The 20,840-nt window shown below is 72.5% G+C and carries 17 protein-coding genes and 1 tRNA gene; 7 read left to right on the top strand and 11 right to left on the bottom strand.

What is annotated here, in order from left to right; translation table 11 throughout:
• Positions 1–102 precede the first annotated feature (102 nt).
• Positions 103–1,152, bottom strand: a complete 1,050-nt coding sequence (locus tag ABZ434_RS16175) for an LLM class F420-dependent oxidoreductase (protein ID WP_359136108.1) — start codon at positions 1,150–1,152, stop codon at positions 103–105.
• A gap of 140 nt (positions 1,153–1,292) precedes the next feature.
• Here ABZ434_RS16175 and ABZ434_RS16170 point away from each other — a divergent pair, with 140 nt between their 5' ends.
• Positions 1,293–2,276, top strand: a complete 984-nt coding sequence (locus ABZ434_RS16170; RefSeq protein WP_359136105.1) for an aldo/keto reductase — start codon at positions 1,293–1,295, stop codon at positions 2,274–2,276.
• Complete coding sequence (locus tag ABZ434_RS16165) at positions 2,273–4,492, top strand: helix-hairpin-helix domain-containing protein (RefSeq protein WP_359136102.1); 2,220 nt, start codon at positions 2,273–2,275, stop codon at positions 4,490–4,492. The genes ABZ434_RS16170 and ABZ434_RS16165 overlap by 4 nt, the downstream gene beginning before the upstream one ends.
• Positions 4,493–4,636: 144 nt before the next feature.
• Here the strand turns inward: ABZ434_RS16165 and ABZ434_RS16160 are convergent, their stop codons facing one another.
• Positions 4,637–5,296, bottom strand: a complete 660-nt coding sequence (locus ABZ434_RS16160) for a hypothetical protein (protein ID WP_359136099.1) — start codon at positions 5,294–5,296, stop codon at positions 4,637–4,639.
• Positions 5,297–5,343: 47 nt separating this feature from the next.
• Here ABZ434_RS16160 and ABZ434_RS16155 point away from each other — a divergent pair, with 47 nt between their 5' ends.
• Positions 5,344–5,532: a DUF5703 family protein gene (locus ABZ434_RS16155; protein WP_136328229.1), complete on the top strand. Its 189-nt coding sequence runs from the start codon at positions 5,344–5,346 to the stop codon at positions 5,530–5,532.
• Positions 5,533–5,592: 60 nt separating this feature from the next.
• On the opposite strand, the gene ABZ434_RS16150 is transcribed toward ABZ434_RS16155, so the two are convergent.
• The 3 genes from ABZ434_RS16150 to ABZ434_RS16140 all read right to left on the bottom strand — a co-directional run bounded on the left by ABZ434_RS16150 (position 5,593) and on the right by ABZ434_RS16140 (position 8,209).
• A complete protein-coding gene (locus ABZ434_RS16150; RefSeq protein ID WP_359136095.1) occupies positions 5,593–6,351 on the bottom strand; it encodes a chaplin in 759 nt (252 codons plus the stop codon).
• 138 nt (positions 6,352–6,489) lie between these two features.
• Positions 6,490–6,723 (bottom strand): chaplin ChpH, encoded by a 234-nt coding sequence (gene chpH / locus ABZ434_RS16145; RefSeq protein ID WP_123528131.1) that lies wholly within the window; start codon positions 6,721–6,723, stop codon positions 6,490–6,492.
• A gap of 151 nt (positions 6,724–6,874) precedes the next feature.
• Complete coding sequence (locus ABZ434_RS16140) at positions 6,875–8,209, bottom strand: M20/M25/M40 family metallo-hydrolase (protein WP_359136093.1); 1,335 nt, start codon at positions 8,207–8,209, stop codon at positions 6,875–6,877.
• Positions 8,210–8,392: 183 nt separating this feature from the next.
• On the opposite strand from ABZ434_RS16140, the gene ABZ434_RS16135 reads away from it, so the two are divergent.
• Positions 8,393–8,477 (top strand) — tRNA-Leu (locus tag ABZ434_RS16135).
• A 370-nt stretch (positions 8,478–8,847) separates the two neighbouring features.
• Positions 8,848–11,733 (top strand): glycoside hydrolase family 2 TIM barrel-domain containing protein, encoded by a 2,886-nt coding sequence (locus tag ABZ434_RS16130; RefSeq protein WP_359136089.1) that lies wholly within the window; start codon positions 8,848–8,850, stop codon positions 11,731–11,733.
• 74 nt (positions 11,734–11,807) lie between these two features.
• On the opposite strand, the gene ABZ434_RS16125 is transcribed toward ABZ434_RS16130, so the two are convergent.
• A complete protein-coding gene (locus ABZ434_RS16125) occupies positions 11,808–12,854 on the bottom strand; it encodes a rhamnogalacturonan acetylesterase (RefSeq protein WP_359136086.1) in 1,047 nt (348 codons plus the stop codon).
• A gap of 212 nt (positions 12,855–13,066) precedes the next feature.
• Between ABZ434_RS16125 and ABZ434_RS16120 the strand changes: the two genes are divergently transcribed.
• The gene (locus ABZ434_RS16120) at positions 13,067–14,002 is read left to right on the top strand and encodes a pseudouridine synthase (protein WP_359136083.1); all 936 of its coding nucleotides are present in this window, start codon (positions 13,067–13,069) and stop codon (positions 14,000–14,002) included.
• Between the two features lie 9 nt (positions 14,003–14,011).
• Here ABZ434_RS16120 and ABZ434_RS16115 read toward each other — a convergent pair whose 3' ends face one another.
• From ABZ434_RS16115 to ABZ434_RS16100, 4 genes are all read right to left on the bottom strand, one after another.
• Positions 14,012–14,641, bottom strand: coding sequence for an MBL fold metallo-hydrolase (locus tag ABZ434_RS16115; protein WP_359136080.1), 630 nt, complete (start codon positions 14,639–14,641; stop codon positions 14,012–14,014).
• A complete protein-coding gene (locus ABZ434_RS16110; protein ID WP_359136077.1) occupies positions 14,641–15,726 on the bottom strand; it encodes an S-(hydroxymethyl)mycothiol dehydrogenase in 1,086 nt (361 codons plus the stop codon). Before ABZ434_RS16110 ends, ABZ434_RS16115 begins: the two co-directional genes overlap by 1 nt.
• A gap of 144 nt (positions 15,727–15,870) precedes the next feature.
• Complete coding sequence (locus ABZ434_RS16105) at positions 15,871–17,508, bottom strand: amidohydrolase (RefSeq protein ID WP_359136074.1); 1,638 nt, start codon at positions 17,506–17,508, stop codon at positions 15,871–15,873.
• 44 nt (positions 17,509–17,552) lie between these two features.
• The gene (locus tag ABZ434_RS16100) at positions 17,553–19,076 is read right to left on the bottom strand and encodes an APC family permease (protein WP_359136071.1); all 1,524 of its coding nucleotides are present in this window, start codon (positions 19,074–19,076) and stop codon (positions 17,553–17,555) included.
• Between the two features lie 99 nt (positions 19,077–19,175).
• On the opposite strand from ABZ434_RS16100, the gene ABZ434_RS16095 reads away from it, so the two are divergent.
• Positions 19,176–19,889, top strand: a complete 714-nt coding sequence (locus ABZ434_RS16095) for a TetR/AcrR family transcriptional regulator (RefSeq protein WP_359136068.1) — start codon at positions 19,176–19,178, stop codon at positions 19,887–19,889.
• A 216-nt stretch (positions 19,890–20,105) separates the two neighbouring features.
• Here the strand turns inward: ABZ434_RS16095 and ABZ434_RS16090 are convergent, their stop codons facing one another.
• Positions 20,106–20,807 carry a FadR/GntR family transcriptional regulator gene (locus tag ABZ434_RS16090; protein WP_359136065.1) on the bottom strand — a complete coding sequence of 234 codons (702 nt, stop codon included), beginning with the start codon at positions 20,805–20,807 and terminating at the stop codon, positions 20,106–20,108.
• Positions 20,808–20,840 lie beyond the last annotated feature (33 nt).

Here is a 20,840-nt window from a genome sequence, read left to right as displayed (position 1 = left end):
GCCCCGTAACCCCACCGCCCCGCCCGCGTTGTTCCCCGTGACGGCCGTGGCGGGGAGGACCCCCGAGCCCCCACCACGGCCGTAGTGCTGCCCGGGACGTCCTCAGGCGAGCCCGGACCGCTCCAGCGCGTCCGTGCCGGCCCGCAGCGCGGCGATCCGCTCGTCGAGCGTGAACCCCGCGGGGGCCAGGGTCAGGGTCGTGACACCGGCGGCCGCGTACGCCTGCATCCGGTCGGCGATCCGCTCCACCGATCCCAGGAGCGTGGTCTGGTCGATCAGCTGGTGCGGAACGGCGGCGGCCGCACCGGCCTTGTCGCCGGACAGGTACTTCTCCTGGATCTCGGCGGCTTCCTTCTCGTAGCCCATGCGCTGGGCCAGCTGGTTGTAGAAGTTCTGCTTGGGGCTGCCCATGCCTCCGACGTACAGCGCGGTGTACGGGCGGAACATGTCGGCGAGGCCCTTGACGTCGTCGCCCACGGCGAGCGGCAGCGTAGGACAGACGTCGAAGCCGTCCATCGTCTTGCCGGCCTTCTCGCGCCCCGCCCGCAGATGCGTCATCGCGGTGTCCTCGAGGTGGTCCGCGGAGGGGAAGATCAGCAGGGCGCCGTCGGCGATCTCGCCGGTCTGCTCGAGGTTCTTGGGCCCGATGGCGGCGATGTACAGCGGGATGTGCTCGCGCTGCGGGTGGACGGTCAGCTTGATCGGCTTGCCCGGACCGCCCGGCAGCGGGAGCGTCCAGTGCTGCCCCTCGTACGACAGCCGCTCACGGGCCATCGCCTTGCGGACGATCTCGACGTACTCCCGGGTGCGGGCGAGCGGCTTGTCGAACTTGACGCCGTACCAGCCCTCGGAGACCTGCGGACCGGACACCCCGAGGCCGAGGCGGAAACGTCCGCCGGAGAGGGAGTCGAGGGTGGCGGCGGTCATCGCCGTCATGGCGGGCTGACGGGCCGGGATCTGCATGATCGCGGAGCCGACGTCGATGGACTCGGTCTGCGCGGCGACCCAGGACAGCACGGTCGGCGCGTCGGAGCCGTACGCCTCGGCCGCCCAGCAGACGTCGTAGCCGAGCCGGTCCGCCTCCTGCGCGACGGCGAGGTTGTCGCCGTCCATTCCCGCACCCCAGTAACCGAGATTGATGCCGAGCCGCATAGCCGCTCCCCTTACTGATCAGTAACGTCCCTGTGTTCCGGACTCTAGCGCGCGGGAACGCGATACGGCAGGGGCCACCCGGGCACCGGTTGTCCACAGGCCTGCGACGCGTGGGGCCGTGGCCAGTAATCTCAGCGCCCATGGAGCAGAGGCATCTCGGCCGCACCGGCCTTCGAGTGTCCAGGATCGGGCTCGGCACCCTCACCTGGGGCCGGGACACCGACGAGCACGACGCTGCCGAGCAGCTGAAGGCGTTCTGGGAGGTGGGCGGCACCCTGGTCGACACGGCGGACGTGTACGGCGGCGGGGAGGCCGAGTACCTGCTCGGGCAGCTCGTCGCGGGCCTGGTGCCCCGGCACGATCTGGTCATCGCCACCAAGGCCGGCAGCGTGGCCGATCCGTACCGCAGGTTCGACGGCTCGCGCGGGCATCTGCTGGCCGCCCTGGACGCCTCGCTGGCGCGGCTCGGTACGGACTACGTGGATCTCTGGCAGGTGCACGCCTTCGACCCCATGACGCCGCTGGACGAGACGCTCCAGGCGCTGGACATCGCGGTCTCCAGCGGACGCGCCCGGTATGCGGGGGTGTCCAACTTCTGCGGCTGGCAGCTGGCGAAGGCCGCGACCTGGCAGCTCGCCGCACCCGGGGTGCGGACCCGGCTGGCCAGTACGCAGATGGAGTACTCGCTCCTGCAGCGGGGCGTGGAGCGCGAGGTGCTCCCGGCCGCGCTCGACCTCGGCGTGGGGCTCCTGCCGTCCTCCCCGCTGGGCCGGGGGGTGCTGACCGGCAAGTACCTCACGGGAACCCCGGCGGACTCCCGCGGCGCCTCCGAACTCCTGGCCCCCTTCGTCGAGCCGTATCTCGACGACCCGGCGAGCCGCATCGTGCACGCGGTCGCGACGGCGGCCGACGGACTGGCCACCACACCGCTCCAGGTGGCACTGGCCTGGGTACGGGACCGGCCGGGAGTGGTGGCCCCGATCATCGGCGCGCGCAACGCGCGGCAGCTCACGGAGGCATTGTCAGTGGAGGCGCTTAGTCTTCCTGACGAGATCTGCCAGGCGCTCGACGACGTGTCGGCGCCCGTGCACCGCTATCCCGACCAGGACTGGAGCACGCTGTGACTGCGCTTCCCCGGGGGGAATCCCCCGGCCCCTCGGCCACCGACGACGACAGCGCCGTCGCGGACGAACCCGGCACCGCGCCCGCAGCCGCCGAGGAGGCCGCCGGACCCGCGGACGCTGACGGGTCCGCCGGCTCCACGGAATCCGGGGCGAGCACGGAGACCGCCGAGGGCGGTTCCTCGGAAGGCGACGCCACCGCTGCCGCGGCGCCCACCGAGGCCGAGGCGGAGCTGGCCGCCCAGCGCGAACTGCGGGAGCGGATCGAGAAGCGCAAGGCCGAGAAGGAGGGCCCCATCGCGGCCGGTACGAAGCTGAGCGGCCCGGCCGCCGATCTGCTGGCGGCCGTGCGGGCAGTGGAGAGCGGGGAGAAGCCCGGCACCGCGTTCTTCGACTCCCCCGCCCCGTCCCCGGCTCGCCGGACCGTCCCCGCACCCCCGCCGGAGCGCGCACGGTCGGCCGAGCCCGTACGCGCGTCCCGGGCCGCGTCGCCGGAGGCCCTCGCCGCCGTGGCGGCCGTGCTGGCCGAGGGCGGAGCTCCGGAGGCCCTTGCGGGCCCGGCGGCCGCCGTCCTGGGCGCGCAGGCCGCCGAGGCGCTGCGCGAGGACCCGTGGCAGCTGCTCTCCCTCCCCGGCGTCGGCCCGGAGCAGGCCGACGGCTTCGCCCGGGCGCTGCTGGGCGCCGGCTGCGGGCCCGACGACGAGCGGCGCACCGCGGCCCTGGTCGGCTGGCTCCTGGAGCGTGCGGCGCTGCAGGGCCACACCGCACTGGACGCGGAGGAGGTGCGCTCCGCGCTCGCCGGGCGGGCGGTGGCCGACCCCGACGCGGCGGTGCAGCACGCCATCGCCGAGGGCGTCGTCCTGGTCTTCCAGGACGGCCCGGAGGACGAGGGCGGCGGCGAGGAGGCGGGCCGGGAGAGCGACGAGGAGGACGCGGGCGACGAAGGCGCCGAGCCGGTCCAGGTGCTCCTCGGCCTCGACCGGTACGCGCTGGCGGAGGAGAGCCTCGCCGACGGGCTCGCCCGGCTGGTCAACGCCTGCGAGAAGGACGCCGACTGGGCGGACGCCGCCGCTGCGGCCCCTTCCCCCTCGGCCGCCGAGCTGATCCGTACCGCCGCGGCCCACGGCCTCGTCGCACACACGGGCGGCGAGGCGGCAAGGGCCGAGCCCGCCGCTCTGATCGCGGCCGCCGGGGGCCTCGGGCTGCGCGCCCTGGGCGCCACACACAGCGTGGACGGCCGTCTGCGGCTGGCCGGGGCGGTGGGCGACCCCTCGGCGGCCGTCACACTCGCCGGGCTGCTCTCGGGCGCGGAGGGCCCCGGGCGGGACGAGGAGGGGGCGCTCGCCCTCGACCTGCTCGTCGTGCTGGACGCCCCGCAGCTGGATGTGGAGACCGGCGCGATGCTGGTGGAGTCCCTCGCCGACGGCACCCGTCTGGTGCTCAGCGGCGATCCGGGTGTGCTGGGGTCGGCCGGTGCGGGGCGGGTGTTCGCCGATGTGCTGGCCGCCGGCGCCTGCCCCCAGGCCGTCTCCCGCACCCCTGACCCGGGGCCGATCGGCGAGTTGGTCTCCGGCATCGGCATCGGGGAGCTGAACCAGGTGGAGGCGCCGGGCAAGGAGGTCGTGATCGTCCCCGTGCGGGACGCGGGCGAAGCCGTGCACCGCACGGTGCAGCTGGTCGCCGACTCCGTTCCGCGCGCCATCGGCGTGCCGTCGTCGGACACCCAGGTCATCACGGTCGGCCACGGCGGCTCGGCCGGCACCCGGGCGTTGAACGAGGCGCTCAAGCAGCGGCTCAACCCGGGCCCGGGACGCTTCGGCGGTTTCGACCCCGGGGACCGAGTCGCCCATGTCCCGGCGCCGGGCAGGACCGTGCCCGGTGTGGTCGTGTCCGCCGACGCCGAGGGCCTGCACCTGGATTGCGCGGGGAGCCCCGTCGTCGTGCCGCAGGAGCGGGTCGCGACCGCTGTCCGGCACGCCTGGGCTCTGAGCGCCCACCAGGCGGCGGGGATGCGGTGGCCCGCGGTCGTCGTCGTACTGCCCGGGGACGCGGCTCAGGGGCTGAGCCGCCCCTGGGTCTACACCGCGTTCGGCCGGGGGGAACGGCATCTGTCCGTGGTGCACGGCGTCGACCAGGCCCTGCCCCGCGCGGTGGCCCAGTCCCCAGCCGAGGACCGCACCACCCGGCTGCGCACGCTGCTGGAGGCGTCCGAAGGCTGACGACGGCCGGAGGGCTGCCGGGCGGCCCCGGCCCGGCCGGGAGGCACCCGACCGCCCCCTAGGGCAGGGCGGACGCGTCGTGCGTCCGCCCGGCGGCCGGCTCCGTCAGGGGCTGCGAGGAGGATCAGGTGCGGCAGCCGGGCGTCAGGTCCTGTCCCGCGTCAGACCGTCCAGCTCCTCGTCCAGATCGTCCTCGTCGAAGACCGCGCTGACGTCGAAGCGGCAGACCACCAGCTGCGGGTCCGCGTCGTCGAACGGGGCACCGAGCCACTCCCCCGGCTCCGGCAGCTCGTCCACGGCCGCGACCCAGAGCGTGGAGTCGCCCTCCTCGAGGCCGAACTCCGTGTGCCGGGAGGCGATCTCGTCCGCCTCGTACTCCCCGAAGAGCACCCCCAGTGCGGCGTGCACGCTGCTGCCGACCACGGCCGCGCTCTCGCTGCCGCGGTCCTCGGGGTCCACGTCGGCGAGGCGCTGCGCCTGCGCGAGCAGCCGCTGCGGCTCCACCACCGCGTAATCGCGGCGGATCAGCACACTGAGGGCGTTCGGCTCCTCCGGGCCGCTGTACGGCGGCAGGGAGTCCTCCGCCCCCGGGATCTCGAACGGGGTGACCTCGTCATGACGGTCGTAGAGGAGTTCGTCGTAGACCTCGGCCGCAGCGGCCAGTGCGTTGAACGCGTCGTAGACAGCGGGGTCGTCGTCCCCGGACCGGCGTTCGACCGCCGCGAGGTGGTGGTCGATCGCGGCTTTGACCGCATCGGCGGCGGCGCGTACCTCGGCAGCGGTGGGCTGCGCAGCATCAGACATAGGGCAGACGCTATCCGTACACGGGCTCTGCCCGCACAATAGATGCGATGCCGGAATACGAATTTGTCGACGTGTACGTGCCGCGCGGGGTGTCCCGGAAGGAGACGGCCCGCCTGTTGACCGACCATGCCGAGTACGGGCACTGGGAGTTGGACCGATTGACGCTGCGCCTGGACGGCAGCCGCCGGGTGCGGCTGCGGCGGCGGATCATCCGCCAGCTGCGGGCCACCTGGTGAGACGGAACGGGCCCCGCGCAGCCGCGGGGCCCGTTCCCTTCGCCGTGATGTCCGCCGCCGTCAGGCAGCAGCCTTCGCGCGGCGGTACAGCACCGTTCCCGCACCGGCCAGCAGCAGACCCGCGCTCGCCGGGATGAGCAGGTCGAGCCCGCCCCCTCCGGTGTGCGCGAGCTGCGGCGTGCTCGCCGGCAGGGTCTGCGGCTCGGGCGCGTTCGGGATGGTGCGCGGTCCGGGCGTCGGCGGTGTCACGTGGGTGACGGGGGTCTCCGGAACGACCGGCGGCGTGCTGTCGTTCTCGCACGTGTTGCCCAGCGCGGGGTTCAGCAGCCCGCCGATGGTGACGCTGTTGCCGCAGGCGTTCACGGGGATGTCGATGGGCACCTGGATCTGGTTGCCCGAGAGCAGGCCGGGTGAGCCCTTCGCGGTCCCCTCCGCGGTCGCTCCGCCCCCGTCGTCGCTGCCGGCGGCCCGGTGCTTCCCGGTACCCGGCCGCGCCCCCCGACCGTGGTCGTTGTCCGAGGCGTGGCCCCCCGAGGTCCCGGCAGCCGAACCGTGATGGCCGGCGGCCGCACCGTGCGAAACGTTCGCACAGGCGTTGCCCGCCGCCGGGTTGAGCAGCCCCACGACGTTCACGGAGTTGCCGCAGACGTTGACCGGCACCTCGATCGGGATCTGTACCGAATTCCCTGAAAGCACCCCCGGGGAATTCGATGCGCCGCCGGACGCTCCCGCGTCGGCGTGCGCGTAACCGCCACTGAGCGCGAGGACGCCGCCCGCAGCCGCCATGGTGATCAGGCCTTTACGCGTGACCTGTCGCATAGGTTGTTTCCTGCCTTCTACCTTCCGGAATACCCCCGGACTTGACCGTGCGGGGGCAAAGGACCCGACGGCCCCGGAGCACATGGCGTGCGCTCCGGGGCCGAGCGGGCTCAAACCCTTACGGGTTGACGCACAACGTCAGGCGTTGACGCAGGTGTTGCCGAAGGCCGGGTTCAGCAGCCCGATCACGGAGATCGTGTTGCCGCACACGTTCACGGGAACGTGGACGGGAACCTGAACGACGTTGCCCGAGAGCACGCCGGGGCTGCCGATGGCGGCACCCTGGGCGCCCGAGTCGGCGACGGCCATGCCGGCACCCGCGAGCACCAGACCACCGGTGACAGCCGCAGCGGCGACGATCTTCTTGATCATTATTCCTCCTAGTTGGCAAATGCGGTCCCAGCCGCGGACCGCATCACCTGTAACGAGGAAGAAGTAATGGGGCTACGAGGGATCCTTCCCTTTCACTCGTTCCGGTTAGGTGCGTACACGCTGGCGATTACTGCGACGGGGTATCGGCTTCTCAGCTGTTGTCGATGAAACGGTCGAGCACCCGCGCGCCGAACTTCAGTCCCTCGACCGGTACACGCTCGTCCACGCCGTGGAACATGCCCGCGAAATCGAGCTCCGGCGGGAGCTTCAGCGGAGCGAATCCGAAGCAGCGGATACCCAGGTCGTCGAAGGACTTGGCGTCCGTGCCGCCGGACAGCATGTACGGGACCGCGCGCGCGATCGGGTCCTCGGCCTTGAGCGCGATCTGCATCGCGTCCACGAGCGAGCCGTCGAAGTCGGTCTCCAGCGCCTTGTCGCCGTGCACGTCCTCGCGCTTGACGCGCGGGCCGAGGATCCGGTCCAGGTCGGCCAGGAACTCCTGCTCGTACCCCGGCAGGAAGCGCCCGTCGACATGGGCGGTCGCCTGTCCCGGGATCACGTTCACCTTGTAGCCCGCGCCGAGCATGGTGGGGGCCGCGGAGTTGCGCAGGGTCGCGCCGACCATCTTGGCGATACCACCCAGCTTGGCGAGCGTGGCGTCCATGTCCTCGGGGTCGAGCGGAGTGCCGAGGGCGTCGGACAGCTCGTCCAGGAAGGAGCGCACGGTCTTGGTCACCCGGACCGGCCAGGTGTGCCGTCCCAGCCGCCCGACCGCCTCGCACAGCTCGGTGATCGCGTTGTCGTCGTTGGTCATCGAACCGTGGCCGGCCGTGCCGTCCACGGTCAGCCGCATCCAGTGCATGCCCTTCTGCGCGGTCTCGACGAGGTAGAGGCGCAGGTTCTCGTTGACCGTGAAGGAGAAGCCACCGACCTCCCCGATGGCCTCGGTGACACCCTCGAACAGGTCCGGGTGCTTGTCGACGAGATACCGGGCCCCGTACGTGCCGCCCGCCTCCTCGTCCGCAAGGAAGGCGAGCACGATGTCGCGCGGGGGCTTGCGGCCGCTGCGCATCCGGTCGCGTACGACCGCCAGGGTCATCGCGTCCATGTCCTTCATGTCGACCGCGCCCCGGCCCCAGACGCAGCCGTCCGCGATCTCCCCGGAGAACGGGTGGTGCGTCCAGTCGTGGGCGTTGGCCGGGACGACGTCCGTGTGCCCGTGGATCAGCAGCGCCGGCTTGGACGGGTCCTCGCCCTCGATGCGCGCCACCGTGGAGGCGCGGCCCTTGTGGGACTCGAAGATCTGCGGCTCCAGCCCCACCTCCGCGAGCTTCTCCGCGACGTACTCGGCGGCCGCCCGCTCGCCCGGCCCCGAGTGGTCCCCGTAGTTGCTGGTGTCGATCCGGATCAGGTCACGACAGAGGTCGACGACCTCGTTCTCGGCGCTCTCACCCGAGCCGGTCCTGGCCGCTTTGGTCTCGCTCACGCTGGTTCCCTCCACTGTCGCTGTGGTGCTCCCCCTCATCCTCCCGCGCCCGGCCCGCGCACCCAAGGCCGCCCACCCCCCGTCACGCGCCCGTCACACCGACGGGGGCGTGATCGAGCACCGCCCGATGTTTGCTATGGTTTTCCACGTCGGAACGGGCCGGGCCCGCGAGACAGACACCTTGTCCGGGTGGCGGAATGGCAGACGCGCTAGCTTGAGGTGCTAGTGCCCTTTATCGGGCGTGGGGGTTCAAGTCCCCCCTCGGACACAGAACAGAATGCCGATCAGGAGAGATCCTGATCGGCATTCTGCGTTGTCGGGCCCGGGGCCCTCCGGGACGAGGCCGCCCCGGGTCCGGGCACCACCCACCGCCGACCTCCGGACCGGGCGGACCGCCACTCCGCCCGGCGATCCGGTGACGCGGGGAGCAGCCGCCCACCCCCGGGCACCGCCCCGTCCGCCCGGCGCCGCGGCTCCGGACCGGCCGGGAGGCCGACCCACGCCGGACCGCACCGGCACCCGTCGTCCTGGTCATCGGCATTGCGGACCGCTTCACCATCCGCGTCCCCACTCTTGTTGAAACGGTTCATTCGTAGTTAACGTCACTCCGAGAAGGGCGTTCCCTAGCGAGGAGAACCATGAGCCGCACCGACACCGACACGCTGCCCTGGTACGAGGACCCGAGCCCCGGTTCCGGTGGGCTCGCGCCCCGGGCCTGGTACGCGACGTCCGATGCCTGGCGGATGTCCTTGAACGGCGAGTGGGCCTTCCGGCTCTCCCCCGGGGCGGGCACGGAGGACGAATCGTTCGCCCGGCCCGGGTTCGACGCCTCTGCGTGGGGAACGGTCGCGGTACCGGGCCACTGGGTGCTCCAGGGGGCCGGCGGCGCTCCCGCGTACACGAACGTCGTCTACCCCTTCCCCGTCGATCCGCCCCGCGTTCCGTCCGAGAACCCGACGGGTGACCATCTGCGGACGTTCACGCTGCCCGGGGACCGGCCGCTGGACGGCGAGTTCGCGCTCCGGTTCGAAGGTGTGGAGTCCTGCGCCCGCGTCTGGCTCAACGGGCAGGAGCTGGGCGACTTCAAGGGCTCCCGGCTGCCGCACGAGTTCGCCGTGGGTGATCTGCTGACCTCCGGCGAGAACGTCCTTGCCGTACGGGTGCACGCGTGGTCGTCGGGGAGTTATCTGGAGGACCAGGACCAGTGGTGGCTGCCGGGCATCTTCCGTGAGGTCACCCTCCTGCACCGGCCGCGCGGCTGCCCCCGGGACTTCTCCGTGCACGCGGGCTACGACCACCGGGAGGGCTCCGGGACGCTGCGGGTGGAGTGCGAGGGTGCGGAGGGCCGGGTCCTGGTGCCCGGGCTGGGCGTCGACATCGCCGCGGGCGAGTCCGTGACCCTGCCGGTCGAGCCGTGGACGGCCGAGACACCCCGGCTGTACCACGCGGAGCTGGTGACGGCCGGCGAGCGCATCCCGCTGCGGATCGGTTTCCGCACGGTCGTCGTCGAGGACGGCGTCATCAAGGTCAACGGCCGCCGGCTGCTGTTCCGCGGGGTGAACCGGCACGAGTTCCACCCCGAGACCGGACGGGCCGTCGACGCGCGGACGATGCGGCACGATCTGGCGCTGATGAAGCAGCACAACATCAACGCCGTACGGACCAGCCACTATCCGCCGCATCCCGCGTTCCTCGACCTGTGCGACGAGCTGGGTCTCTGGGTGATCGACGAGTGCGATCTGGAGACACATGGCTTTGTCGACCTGGGGTGGCGCGACAACCCCGTCGACGACGACCGCTGGACCCCCGCCCTCCTGGACCGGGCCGCCCGCATGGTCGAGCGCGACAAGAACCACGCCTCGGTGATCATCTGGTCCCTGGGCAACGAGTGCGGGTCGGGCGGGGGCCTGACCGCGATGGCCGAGTGGATCGGAGGGCGGGATCCGGAGCGCCTGCTGCACTACGAGGGCGATCTGTCCTGCAAGGACGTCGACCTGTACTCGCGGATGTATCCGACGCATGCCGAGGTGGAGCTCATCGGCAAGCGGGCGGAGGAGCCGGTGGCCGACCCTGCGCTCGACGCCCGGCGGCGCGCGATGCCGTTCATCATGTGCGAGTACGGGCACGCCATGGGCAACGGACCGGGCGGCCTGAGCGAGTACCAGCGGCTCTTCGAGCGGTACGAGCGCTGCCAGGGCGGCTTCGTCTGGGAGTGGATCGACCACGGTCTCGCCCACCCCGAGCACGGTTTCGCCTACGGCGGGGACTTCGGCGAGGAACTGCACGACGGCAACTTCGTCTGCGACGGCCTGCTCTTCCCGGACCGCACGCCCTCCCCCGGACTCGTCGAGTACAAGAAGGTCGTCGAGCCGGTACGGATCGGCCCGGGTTCCGTGCCCGGCTCGTTCGCGATCACCAACGGCTACGACTTCACAGGGCTGGAGCACCTCGATTTCGCCTGGTCGCACGAGGTGGACGGCACGGTCGTGGCCTCGGGCACCCTGGCGGTGCCGCCGCTGGCGCCGGGAGCCTCGGCGGAGGTGACGTCCGACGCGGCGGGCGAGGGCCTGCTGACGGTGCGGGCGGTGCTCGCCGAGGACACCGCCTGGGGCGAGCGCGGGCACGTGGTCGCGTGGGGCCAGGTGGAGACGGGTGCGCAGGCCGCCCCGGCTCCGGCGGCCGGCGACCGGCCGCTGCGCTCCGGTGGCGTGATCACCCTCGGGCCGGGCGTCTTCGACGCGGCGACCGGGTCGCCGGTGCGCATCGGGGATCTCGCGGTGGAAGGGCTGCGGCTGGATGTGTGGCGGGCGCCCACCGACAACGACAACGGGGCTCCATGGCAGCCGGACGAGCGGTACGGGCTGCGCTGGCGGGAGTTGGGGCTGCACCGGATGCGGCACAGGACCGATGCCGTCGGGACGGACGGGGCCGCGCTGACCGTGCGGACCCGGGTGGCCCCGGCGGGGTGGGACCTGGGGCTGCGGACCACGTACCGGTGGACGGCCGCCGGGGACCGGCTCGGGCTGACGGTGTCCGTGGCGCCGGAGGGCGACTGGCGGGTGCCGCTGCCCCGGCTCGGCATCCGGTTCGGGCTGCCCGCGGCGTACGGCGATGCGCGGTGGTCCGGCGGCGGACCTGGTGAGGCGTACCCGGACACCCGGGCCGCCGCGATGCTCGGGACGTGGAAGAGCTCGGTGGACGCGCTCCAGACCCCGTACGTCAGGCCCCAGGAGAACGGGGCCCGGGCCGACGTCCGCTGGGCGGAGCTGACGGACACCGGCGGTGCGGGGCTGCGGGCCGAGGGCGGCGCACCGTTCTGGTTCACCGCGCGGCGCTGGACGAGCGAGCAGCTGGACGCGGCGGAGCACAGGCCCGGTCTGGTGGCCGGGGACCACGTCTGGGTCAATCTGGACCACGCGCTCCAGGGCATCGGCTCGCAGTCGTGCGGGCCGGGCGTACTGCCGGAGTATCGGCTCGGCGCCGCACCGGCCGAGTTCTCGTTCGTGTTCACGCCGCTGGGCTGAGCCCGGCCCCGGGCCCCAGCCCCAGCCCCCGACTCCGGCCGGGGCGGGGGCGGGGCCGGGGCAGGGGCCTTCGGTCAGCGGAACAGGCGGCCCGGCAGCAGGTGCTGGTCGCGCAGGGCGTCGCGGACCAGGGCCGCGTACTCGGTCGCGCCGCGTTGTGATGTGTGCGTGTTGTCGCGCTTCTCGTCGGTCAGGTACAGCGCCTTGGAGGCGTCGGGGCCCAGTTCCTCGACGCGTTGCCGGGTGAGCGCGGTCAGGTCGACGAGCGGTACGCCGTGCTCGGTGGCCAGGAGTCGGATCTGCGCGGGCAGGTCGACACCGAGCCCGTTGACCAGCAGGGCGGTCCCGTTGTCCAGCGTGCCGTCGGCGTTGAACCAGCGGCGGACGACCGGGGTGACCAGTACGGGCCGGCCGCCCTCGGCACGGATCGCGTCGATCATGGTGGTGAGATTGGCACGATAGTCCGCCTCGGTCGTCTGCTTGTCGTTGTGGGCGAGCTGGACGAGCACGGTGTCGCCCCGGCGGATCAGCGGGCGGACGGTGGGAAAGAGCTGGGGCTGGTCGAGATAGGTCTGCGAACTCTCGCCGGAGTCGGCGTAGTTGGCAACGGACAGGCCGGCCCGGAGATACTGCGGAAGCTCCTGCCCCCAGCCCGTGTAGGGGCTGCCCGGCTGGTCACAGACGGTCGAGTCGCCGATCAGGAAGAGCTGCGGCGTGCGCGGCCCCGGAGCCACGCGCAGGCCGTCGAGGAGCGGGGCCGGGCCTCCGAAGGTCAGGTCGAGACCGGCGCTGCCGCCGGCCCCGGTGGGCTCCCCCTCGGGCTCGCGCACATTGACGGTGAAGGTACGGATCACCTGTCGCCCGGCGGCAGTCGGCGTCTCGCCGAGCACGGTACGCCGCGTCTCCGCAGTGACGGTCGTGCGGCCCTCGGTGGCGCCGCCGATGCGCGCGGTGACGCGGTAGGTGCCGGGCGCCACGTCGAAGTGGCAGATCACGGGGGCGGTTCCGGTGCAGCCGGCGGGGGCGGGCGCGGTCCCGCCGGCGGCGGCGGGTGCGGCGAGGGCGACCACGGCGGACACGGCGGTCAGCAGGGCAGGGCCGGTTCTGCGCGCAGCGGGCATGGCGGGGCTCCTTCGGAGATGCGGGTGCGGTACGGGCTCCCTTTGCACCGCAAGCGCTTTCTACCCCTGGCCCGACTTCGTTGAATCCTTTCAGTCCAGGGAAGTTCCTCGCGCCCCGGCCCCTGCCGCCCGCGGCTGCCCGTGGGCCCCCGCCGCTGTGGAAGGATGCCGGGAACCATGAGAACCAGCACCAAGGCGTCCGGCGGGCCCCGATGAGAGGGCGCGCGAAGCCTCCGCCGTCGCCGCTGCCCCAGCGCGACGGGGTCGACCCCGTCCGCGTACTGCTCCCGGTGGATCCCGACGGGCGGTGGCCGACGGTCCGTGATCATCTGCTGGCGCGCTTCGCCGACGCGATCGGCGCGGAGCGGGTCGACGCCATGCTGGCCGGGGGCCGGTTCGTCTCCGTCCGGGGCGCGGTGACGGGCCACGAGCCGTACACGGCGGGCCGGTATCTCTGGTTCCACCGGGACTTCGCGCCGGAGGAGCCCGTCCCCTTCCCTGTCGGCGTGGTCCACCGGGACGAGCACCTGGTCATCGCGGACAAGCCGCACTTCCTGGCGACGACTCCGCGCGGCCGGCACATCACCGAGACCGCGGTGGCCCGGCTCCGCCGCGAGCTGGGGCTGCCACAGCTTCAGCCCGCCCACCGGCTGGACCGTCTGACCGCGGGGCTCGTCCTCTTCGTCGTGCGACCGGAGGAGCGGGGTGCGTACCAGACGCTGTTCCGCGACCGCCTGGTCCGCAAGGAGTACGAGGCGGTGGCACCGTACGCACCGCGGCTGGAGCTCCCGCGCACCGTGCGCAGCCGCATCGTGAAGGAGCGCGGGGTGATCGCCGCCCGCGAGGAGCCCGGCGAGCCGAACAGCGAGAGCCGGATCGAGCTGCTGGAGCACCGGGGCGGGCTCGGCCGTTACCGGCTGCTGCCCGCCACCGGGCGCACGCATCAGCTGCGGGTCCATATGAACAGCCTCGGGCTGCCGCTCGTCCATGACCCCGTCTACCCCGTGGTCGAGGCGGAGGGTGCGCCGGACGATTTCTCGCGTCCGCTGCAACTCCTGGCCAGGCTCCTGGAGTTCACCGACCCGGTCACGGGAGAGCCGCACCGCTTCGAGAGCGGGCTGCGGCTCTCCACGTGGCCGCGGGAGTAGTCCGGGACCTCAGTGGCCGCGGGTGATCCACTCGTCCAGGTGCGGGGCCTCCGCGCCGATGGTCGTGGAGTCCCCGTGTCCGGTGCGGACGGTGGTCGCGGGGTCCAGGGCCAGCAGCCGGTCCCGGATCGAGGCGACGATCGTCGGGAAGTGCGAGAACGACCGCCCGGTGGCGCCCGGCCCGCCCTGGAAGAGCGTGTCGCCGGTGAAGACGGTCGTCAGCTCGGGGGCGTACAGGCAGACCGCGCCCGGGGCGTGGCCCGGGGTGTGCAGGACGGTGAGCGTCGTGCCGGCGATCCGCAGCTCCTGGCCGTCGGTCAGTTCACCGTCCGGGGCCCGGTCCGGGTGGGTCTGCCTCCACAGCGGCAGGTCGTCGGGGTGCAGCAGGACCGGTGCGCCGGTGGCATCGGCGAGTGCCGGGGCCGCGTCGATGTGGTCGTTGTGCGCGTGGGTGCAGATGATGGCGCGCAGCGTACGTCCGCCGAGCGCGTCCTCGATGGCGGCGGCGTCGTGGGAGGCGTCGATGACGACCGCCTCGGTGTCGTCACCGACGATCCAGACGTTGTTGTCGACATCCCATTCGCCGCCGTCGAGGGCGAAGGTGCCGGAGGTGACGAGGTGGTCGATGCGAGCGGTCATCAGAAGACCACCACCGAGCGCAGGACGTCACCGTCGTGCATGCGGGCGAATGCCTGCTCGATGTCGCCGAGGCCAATCGTCTCGGTGACGAACGCGGCGAGGTCGAGCCGGCCCTGCTGGTGCAGGTCGATGAGCATCGGGAAGTCGCGCGAGGGCAGGCAGTCGCCGTACCAGGACGACTTGAGCGAGCCGCCGCGGCCGAAGACGTCCAGGAGCGGGAGTTCGAGCTGCATCTCCGGGGTGGGGACGCCGACCAGGACGACGGTGCCCGCGAGGTCCCGGGCGTAGAAGGCCTGCTTGTACGTCTCGGGGCGGCCGACCGCCTCGATGACGACGTCGGCGCCGTTGCCGTCGGTGAGCGAGCGGATGGCCTCGACCGGGTCGGTGGAGCGGGAGTTGACGGTGTGCGTGGCACCCATCGTCCTGGCCGTCTCCAGCTTGCGGTCGTCGATGTCCACGGCGATGATCTTCGCCGCGCCGGCCAGCCGTGCACCCGCGATCGCCGCGTCTCCGACGCCGCCGCAGCCGATGACCGCGACCGAGTCGCCGCGGCCGACCTGGCCGGTGTTGATGGCGGCGCCGATGCCCGCCATCACACCGCAGCCGAGAAGGCCGGCGACGGCCGGGGAGACCTCGGGGTCGACCTTGGTGCACTGGCCGGCGGCGACGAGGGTCTTCTCGGCGAAGGCGCCGATGCCCAGCGCCGGGGACAGCTCGGTGCCGTCCAGCAGGGTCATCCTCTGCTTGGCGTTGTGCGTGTCGAAGCAGTACCACGGGCGTCCGCGCAGACAGGCGCGGCACTGTCCGCACACGGCACGCCAGTTGAGGACGACGAAGTCGCCCGGCTCGACGTCGGTGACGCCGTCGCCCACGGACTCCACGACGCCCGCGGCCTCGTGGCCGAGGAGGAAGGGGAACTCGTCGTTGATGCCGCCCTGCTTGTAGTGCAGGTCGGTGTGGCAGACGCCGCACGCCTGGATCTTCACCACGGCCTCACCGGGGCCGGGGTCCGGAATCACGATCGTCTCGACCCGTACCGGCTCGTTCTTTCCCGGTGCGATGACCCCTTGTACGTGCTGCGCCATTCCCGTGGTCTCCCTTTCCCGACTTTCCCTGAGATCGATTCCCGACTTTTCCCGAGATCGATCACGAACAACCGTACGCGGTGCAGGGGGCCGCGGTGGTGCGCCGCGTTGGCGCACCACCGTACTGCCGCGGCGTCCCGCGGGTCAGTCCCCGTACACGCGGCGGCCGCCCACGTACGTCGCCAGAACTCGTGCCTCGGCGATCTCCTCGGGCGGTGCGGCGTAGGGGTCGCGGTCCAGGACCACCAGGTCGGCGAGGGCGCCGGCCCGGATGCTGCCCGTGTCGTCCAGGTGGTTCACGTAGGCCGAACCCGCCGTGTACGCGGCCAGCGCACCGGTCAGGGAGATGCGCTGCTCCGGGAGGAAGACCCGGCCCTCCCCGCCGGGTGCGACGCGGTTGACGGCGGTGTGGATGCCGTGCAGCGGATCGGCGCTGCTGACGGGCCAGTCGGAACCCGCGGCCACCGTGGCGCCGGAACGCAGCAGGGCGGCGAACGGGTACTGGAGCGCGGCCCGTTCGCGGCCGAGGAAGGGGATGGTCAGCTCGTCCATCTGGGGTTCGTGGGCGGCCCAGAGCGGCTGGATGTTGGCGGTGGCGCCGAGCGCGCGGAAGCGGGGGATGTCGTCGGGGTGCACGATCTGGAGGTGGGCGAGGTGTGGCCGGGTGTCGGTGCGCCCGTTGGCGGCGCGGGCGGCCTCGACCGCGTCCAGGGCCTCGCGCACCGCCCGGTCGCCCAGCGCGTGGAAGTGGGTCTGGAAGCCGAGGGCGTCCAGCTCGGTGACGTACCGGCGCAGTTCGACGGGGTCGACGAAGCTGGTGCCGCTGTTGGCCGTGGCGCAGCCGCAGGCGTCGAGGTACGGCGCGAGGAGGGCGGCGGTGCCGGTCTCCGCGACCCCGTCCTGCATGATCTTCACCGATCGGGCGCGGAAGTTGCGGCCGGCGGATGCCTCGCGCCGGGCGACGAGTCCGGGGATCTGTTCGGTGCCCAGTTCGCGGTCCCACCACAGGGCTCCGGTGACGCGGGCGGTGAGCGAGCCGTCCCGGTCGGCGGTGAGGTAGGCGTCGGCCACGTCGTCCATCGGGCCGTAGGTGCCGACGATGGCGTCCTGCCAGGCGGTGATGCCGTACGCGTGGAGCAGGCGCTGGGCGCGAAGGAGGCCGGCGAGCCGGTCGGCGGCCGTGGAGCGGGGGGTGTGGCGGGCGACCAGGTCCATGGCGCCCTCCTGGAGGAGTCCGGTGGGCTCGCCCCGGCCGTCGCGTTCGATGCGGCCGTCGGCCGGGTCGGGGGTACGTGTGGTGATGCCGGCGAGCGCGAGGGCCCGGCTGTTGGCCCAGGCGCCGTGGTGGTCGCGGTTGACCAGGAAGGCGGGGCGGTCGGGTACGGCGGTGTCGAGCTGCTGCCGGGTGGGGGCGCCTCCGGCGAAGGCGTCCATGGACCAGCCCCCTCCGGTGATCCACTCACGTTCCGGGTTCGCGTCGGCGTAGGCCCGTACCGCGGCGATGGTGGCGGGGGCGTCGCCGGCGTCCGTCAGGTTGCACTGCGCGAGTTCCTGCCCGGCGGCGACGGGGTGGATGTGGGCGTCCTGGAAGCCGGGGAGGAGGAGGCGTCCGGCGAGGTCCACGACCTCCGTGCGGGGGCCGATGAGTTCGCGGACCTCGTCGTGGCCGACCGCGGTGATGCGGTCGCCGGTGACGGCGACCGTGGTCGCGCGGGTGCGGGCGGCGTCCATCGTGAGGACGGGTCCGCCGGTGAGGACGAGGTCGGCGGGCGTGCGGGGCATGGTGGTTCCGTTCCGTGGGGTGGTGGGCTGTCGGGTACGGGAGGTCAGGCCGGGCCGGCGGCGGGCTCCGTCGTCGCGGCCGGGGTCACGGAGCGGCCGGTGACGAAGTAGGGGGATTTTCTTGCCCACTTGGCCCAGGCGGCGGCGACGACGCCGGTCAGCAGCATGACGGCCGGGCACAGGAGCATGAACCACCCGTTGTCCGGGCTGATCTCGAAGTGGTCGGCGGAGGTGTAGAACGTCCAGCAGAGATAGCCGCCGAGGCCGAGCAGCACGGCGGCGCTGGCCACGGGGAGCACCACCGCCCGCAACGCCTGCGTCCAGCCTTCCCGCAGGGCGCCCCGGAAGCGCGCCGCGGCGGCCAGCGCGGTGAGGGCGTAGTAGAGGGCGACGACGACCCCGATCGCGTTCACGGAGGCCAGGATCAGGTCACCGACCTTCGGGATGACGAGCGAGAGGACGGCGACGGCCGCGGCGACGCAGCCGATCACGACGGTTCCGGCGGCGGGGGTTCCGTAGCGCGGGCTGACCTTGGTCCAGAGCGGTCCGAGCGTGCGGTCCCGGCTCATCGCGAACATGCCGCGCACCGTCGGTATGACCCCGGACTGCAACGAGGCGACGGCCGAGAAGGTGAGCGCGATCAGCGGAAGCGCGGCGATCGGCCGGTCGGCAAGCCGGTCGCCGAAGTAGGTGAGCCCCTGGGCGCCGTGGCCGGTCAGCTCGTCGAGGGACAGGACGCGCTGGAAGGCGAAGGAGCCGAGCAGGAACAGACCCAGCATGGTGAAGAGCGTGAGGAACCCTGCCTTGGAGGCGTCCTGCGGATCGCGGATCTCCTCGGTGACGCTGAAGGTGGACTCGAAGCCCCAGAAGCAGAAGACGGAGAGCAGGAGGCCCTGGGCGAGTTGTTGTCCGGAGGGAATGGTGAGCGGATTGATCCAGTCGAGGCTGAAGGGGTGGGGGCCGGCGAACAGGCCGTATCCGCAGAAGCCGAGCAGTACGGCGTACTCGAAGACGAGAAGGTACTTCTGGAGGTTGGCGGCCGAACGGATGCCGGTGATCGCGGTGAAGGTGACGGCGACCAGGACCACGATGCCGAGCACGGTCGACTGGGCGTTGGAGTCCGGGTCGAGCCGGAGTCCTGCCACCCTGTGCAGCCCGCCCTCCCCCGCGAGCTGGATCAGCGCGGAGCCGGTGACGGTGGTGGTGTACGCGAGGAACACGACCGTCGAGACGATGCCGATCCAGCCGACGAGGAAGCCGAGCCAGGGGCTCAGGGAACGGCCGACCCAGACGTAGCCGCTGCCCATGTTCGGCTCGACCCGGTTGAGCCGGGAGTAGGCGCTCGCGATGCCCAGGATCGGCAGGAAGGCGAGCAGCATGATGATCGGCAGGTGCAGCCCGACGGCGCCGGCGGTGACGCCGAGTCCGATGCCGATGCTGGTGGTGGCCGCGGTCGACGAGGCCGCGATGGCGAACCCGTCGACCACACCGAGGCTCTTGCGCAGGGCCGCGGGCTGCTGCACCGGTCCGGGTGGTTCATCGCGGTAGCGCGTACGAGAGGACGTCACGGTCGCTCCTTCACCGAGGGGCGCTTTTCGGCCCCGATGGCGGCACATCGAACTCCTCGGGGGTTCCACAGGTCAACGCTGTTGTCATAAGGTGCCGCCATGAACGCGATCGAGCGGGTGGTGCCGGAGGGGGCGAGGCGCCGGCGGCGTCCCACCAAGCAGGGCACGGTTCTCTCGGAGCAGTTGATCGTGGAGACGGCACTTCGGCTGATCGGCGAGCACGGGGCGGGGGCGCTCACCGTGCGCCGGCTCGGGGCCGCCGTGGGATGCGATCCGAGCGCGCTCTACCGGTACTTCCGCGACACGGACGAGCTGTTGCTGGCGGTGGCCGACGAGTTGATCGGACGGACGCTGCGCAACTGGCGGCCGACGGGTGACTGGCGGGCCGATCTGCGGTCGCTGGGACTGCGGATGCACGCGGACTACTTGGCCCACCCTCGGGCGGCCATGCTGACCTGCGCACGGGTGACCGGGCGCACGCACGAGATCCGGTCGGTGGAGGCGATCCTCGGGGTGCTGCGGGGTGCGGGGTTCCCGGATGCCGAGGCGGTGCGGGTCTACCACGTGTTCGTCGATCAGACCCTTTCCTTCGCGGCGCTGGACGCTTCGACGCTGGCGCTCCCGGAGCAGGCCAGGGCCCTGGAGGCGCAGGCCTGGCCGGACGTCTACGCGCGGCAGCCGGCGGACACGCATCCAAACATCGCGGCGACCGCGCCGGTGCTGGTCGCGGAGATGAGCCGCAGCGGCTACCCCGCGGCGCTGGAGATGATGCTCGCCGCCGCCGCCGCGCGGCTGCAGCACGTGACGCCGTGAGCGAGTAGTTCAGGGCGCGAGCATGTCCGGAGCGGGACACCCCGGGGCGTCCGGCTCAGGGCGCGAGCACGTCCGGAGCGGGGCCGGGTTCAGGGCGCGAGCACGTCCGGAGCGGGACACCCCGGGGGCGCCCGGCTCAGGGCGCGAGATACCCGGAGCGGGGCCGGGTTCAGGGCGCGAGTACACCCGGAGCGGGACACCCCGGGGGCGTCCCGTTCAGGGCGCGAGCACGTCCAGTTCGTGCAGGGCGCCCACCGCGATCTCCTTCGTCAGCCGCTCCGCCGCGGCGGCGTCGCCCTCGCGCACCGCCTCGGCGAGCCGGACATGGAGGGTGACGGCCGCCGGGTCGGGGTCCTCGAACATCACCTGGTGGTGGGTGCGTCCCGCGAGGACCTCGGCGACCACGTCGCCGAGGCGCGCGAACATCTCGTTGCCGGAGGCGTTGAGGACGATCCGGTGGAACGCGATGTCGTGTTCCAGGTATCCCTCCAGCTGCTGGCCGCGCGAGGTGGCGACCATGCCGAGGGCCCGTTCGGTGAGTTCTGCGCACTGCTGCGGGGTGGCGTTGCGGGCGGCGAGCGAGGCGGCGACGGGTTCGATCGCCGAGCGCAGGACGGTCAGCGAGCGCAGTTGCCGCGGGCGGTCGGCGCCGGCCAGCCGCCACCGGATGACCTGCGGATCGTAGACGTTCCACGCCTCGGTCGGCCGTACGGTCACCCCGACGCGGCGCCGGGACTCGACCAGGTGCATGGACTCCAGGACCCGGATCACCTCGCGGACGACCGTGCGGGAGACGTCGAAGCGCTGAGCCAGCTCGTCCGTACGCAGGACCTGGCCGGGCGGGTGCTCACCCGCGGCGATCTCCAGACCCAGGGCGTCCAGCACATGTGTATGCAGCCCCTGGCTCTGTGTGGTCATGGGCCAAGAGTACGGGGGCACCCTCAGGAGGCC

It is taken from the genome of Streptomyces sp. NPDC005761 (genome assembly GCF_040630635.1).
Lineage (GTDB): Bacteria > Actinomycetota > Actinomycetes > Streptomycetales > Streptomycetaceae > Streptomyces.
Note: the sequence above shows the minus strand (reverse complement) of the source record. Positions and strands in the feature narration are given on the sequence as shown.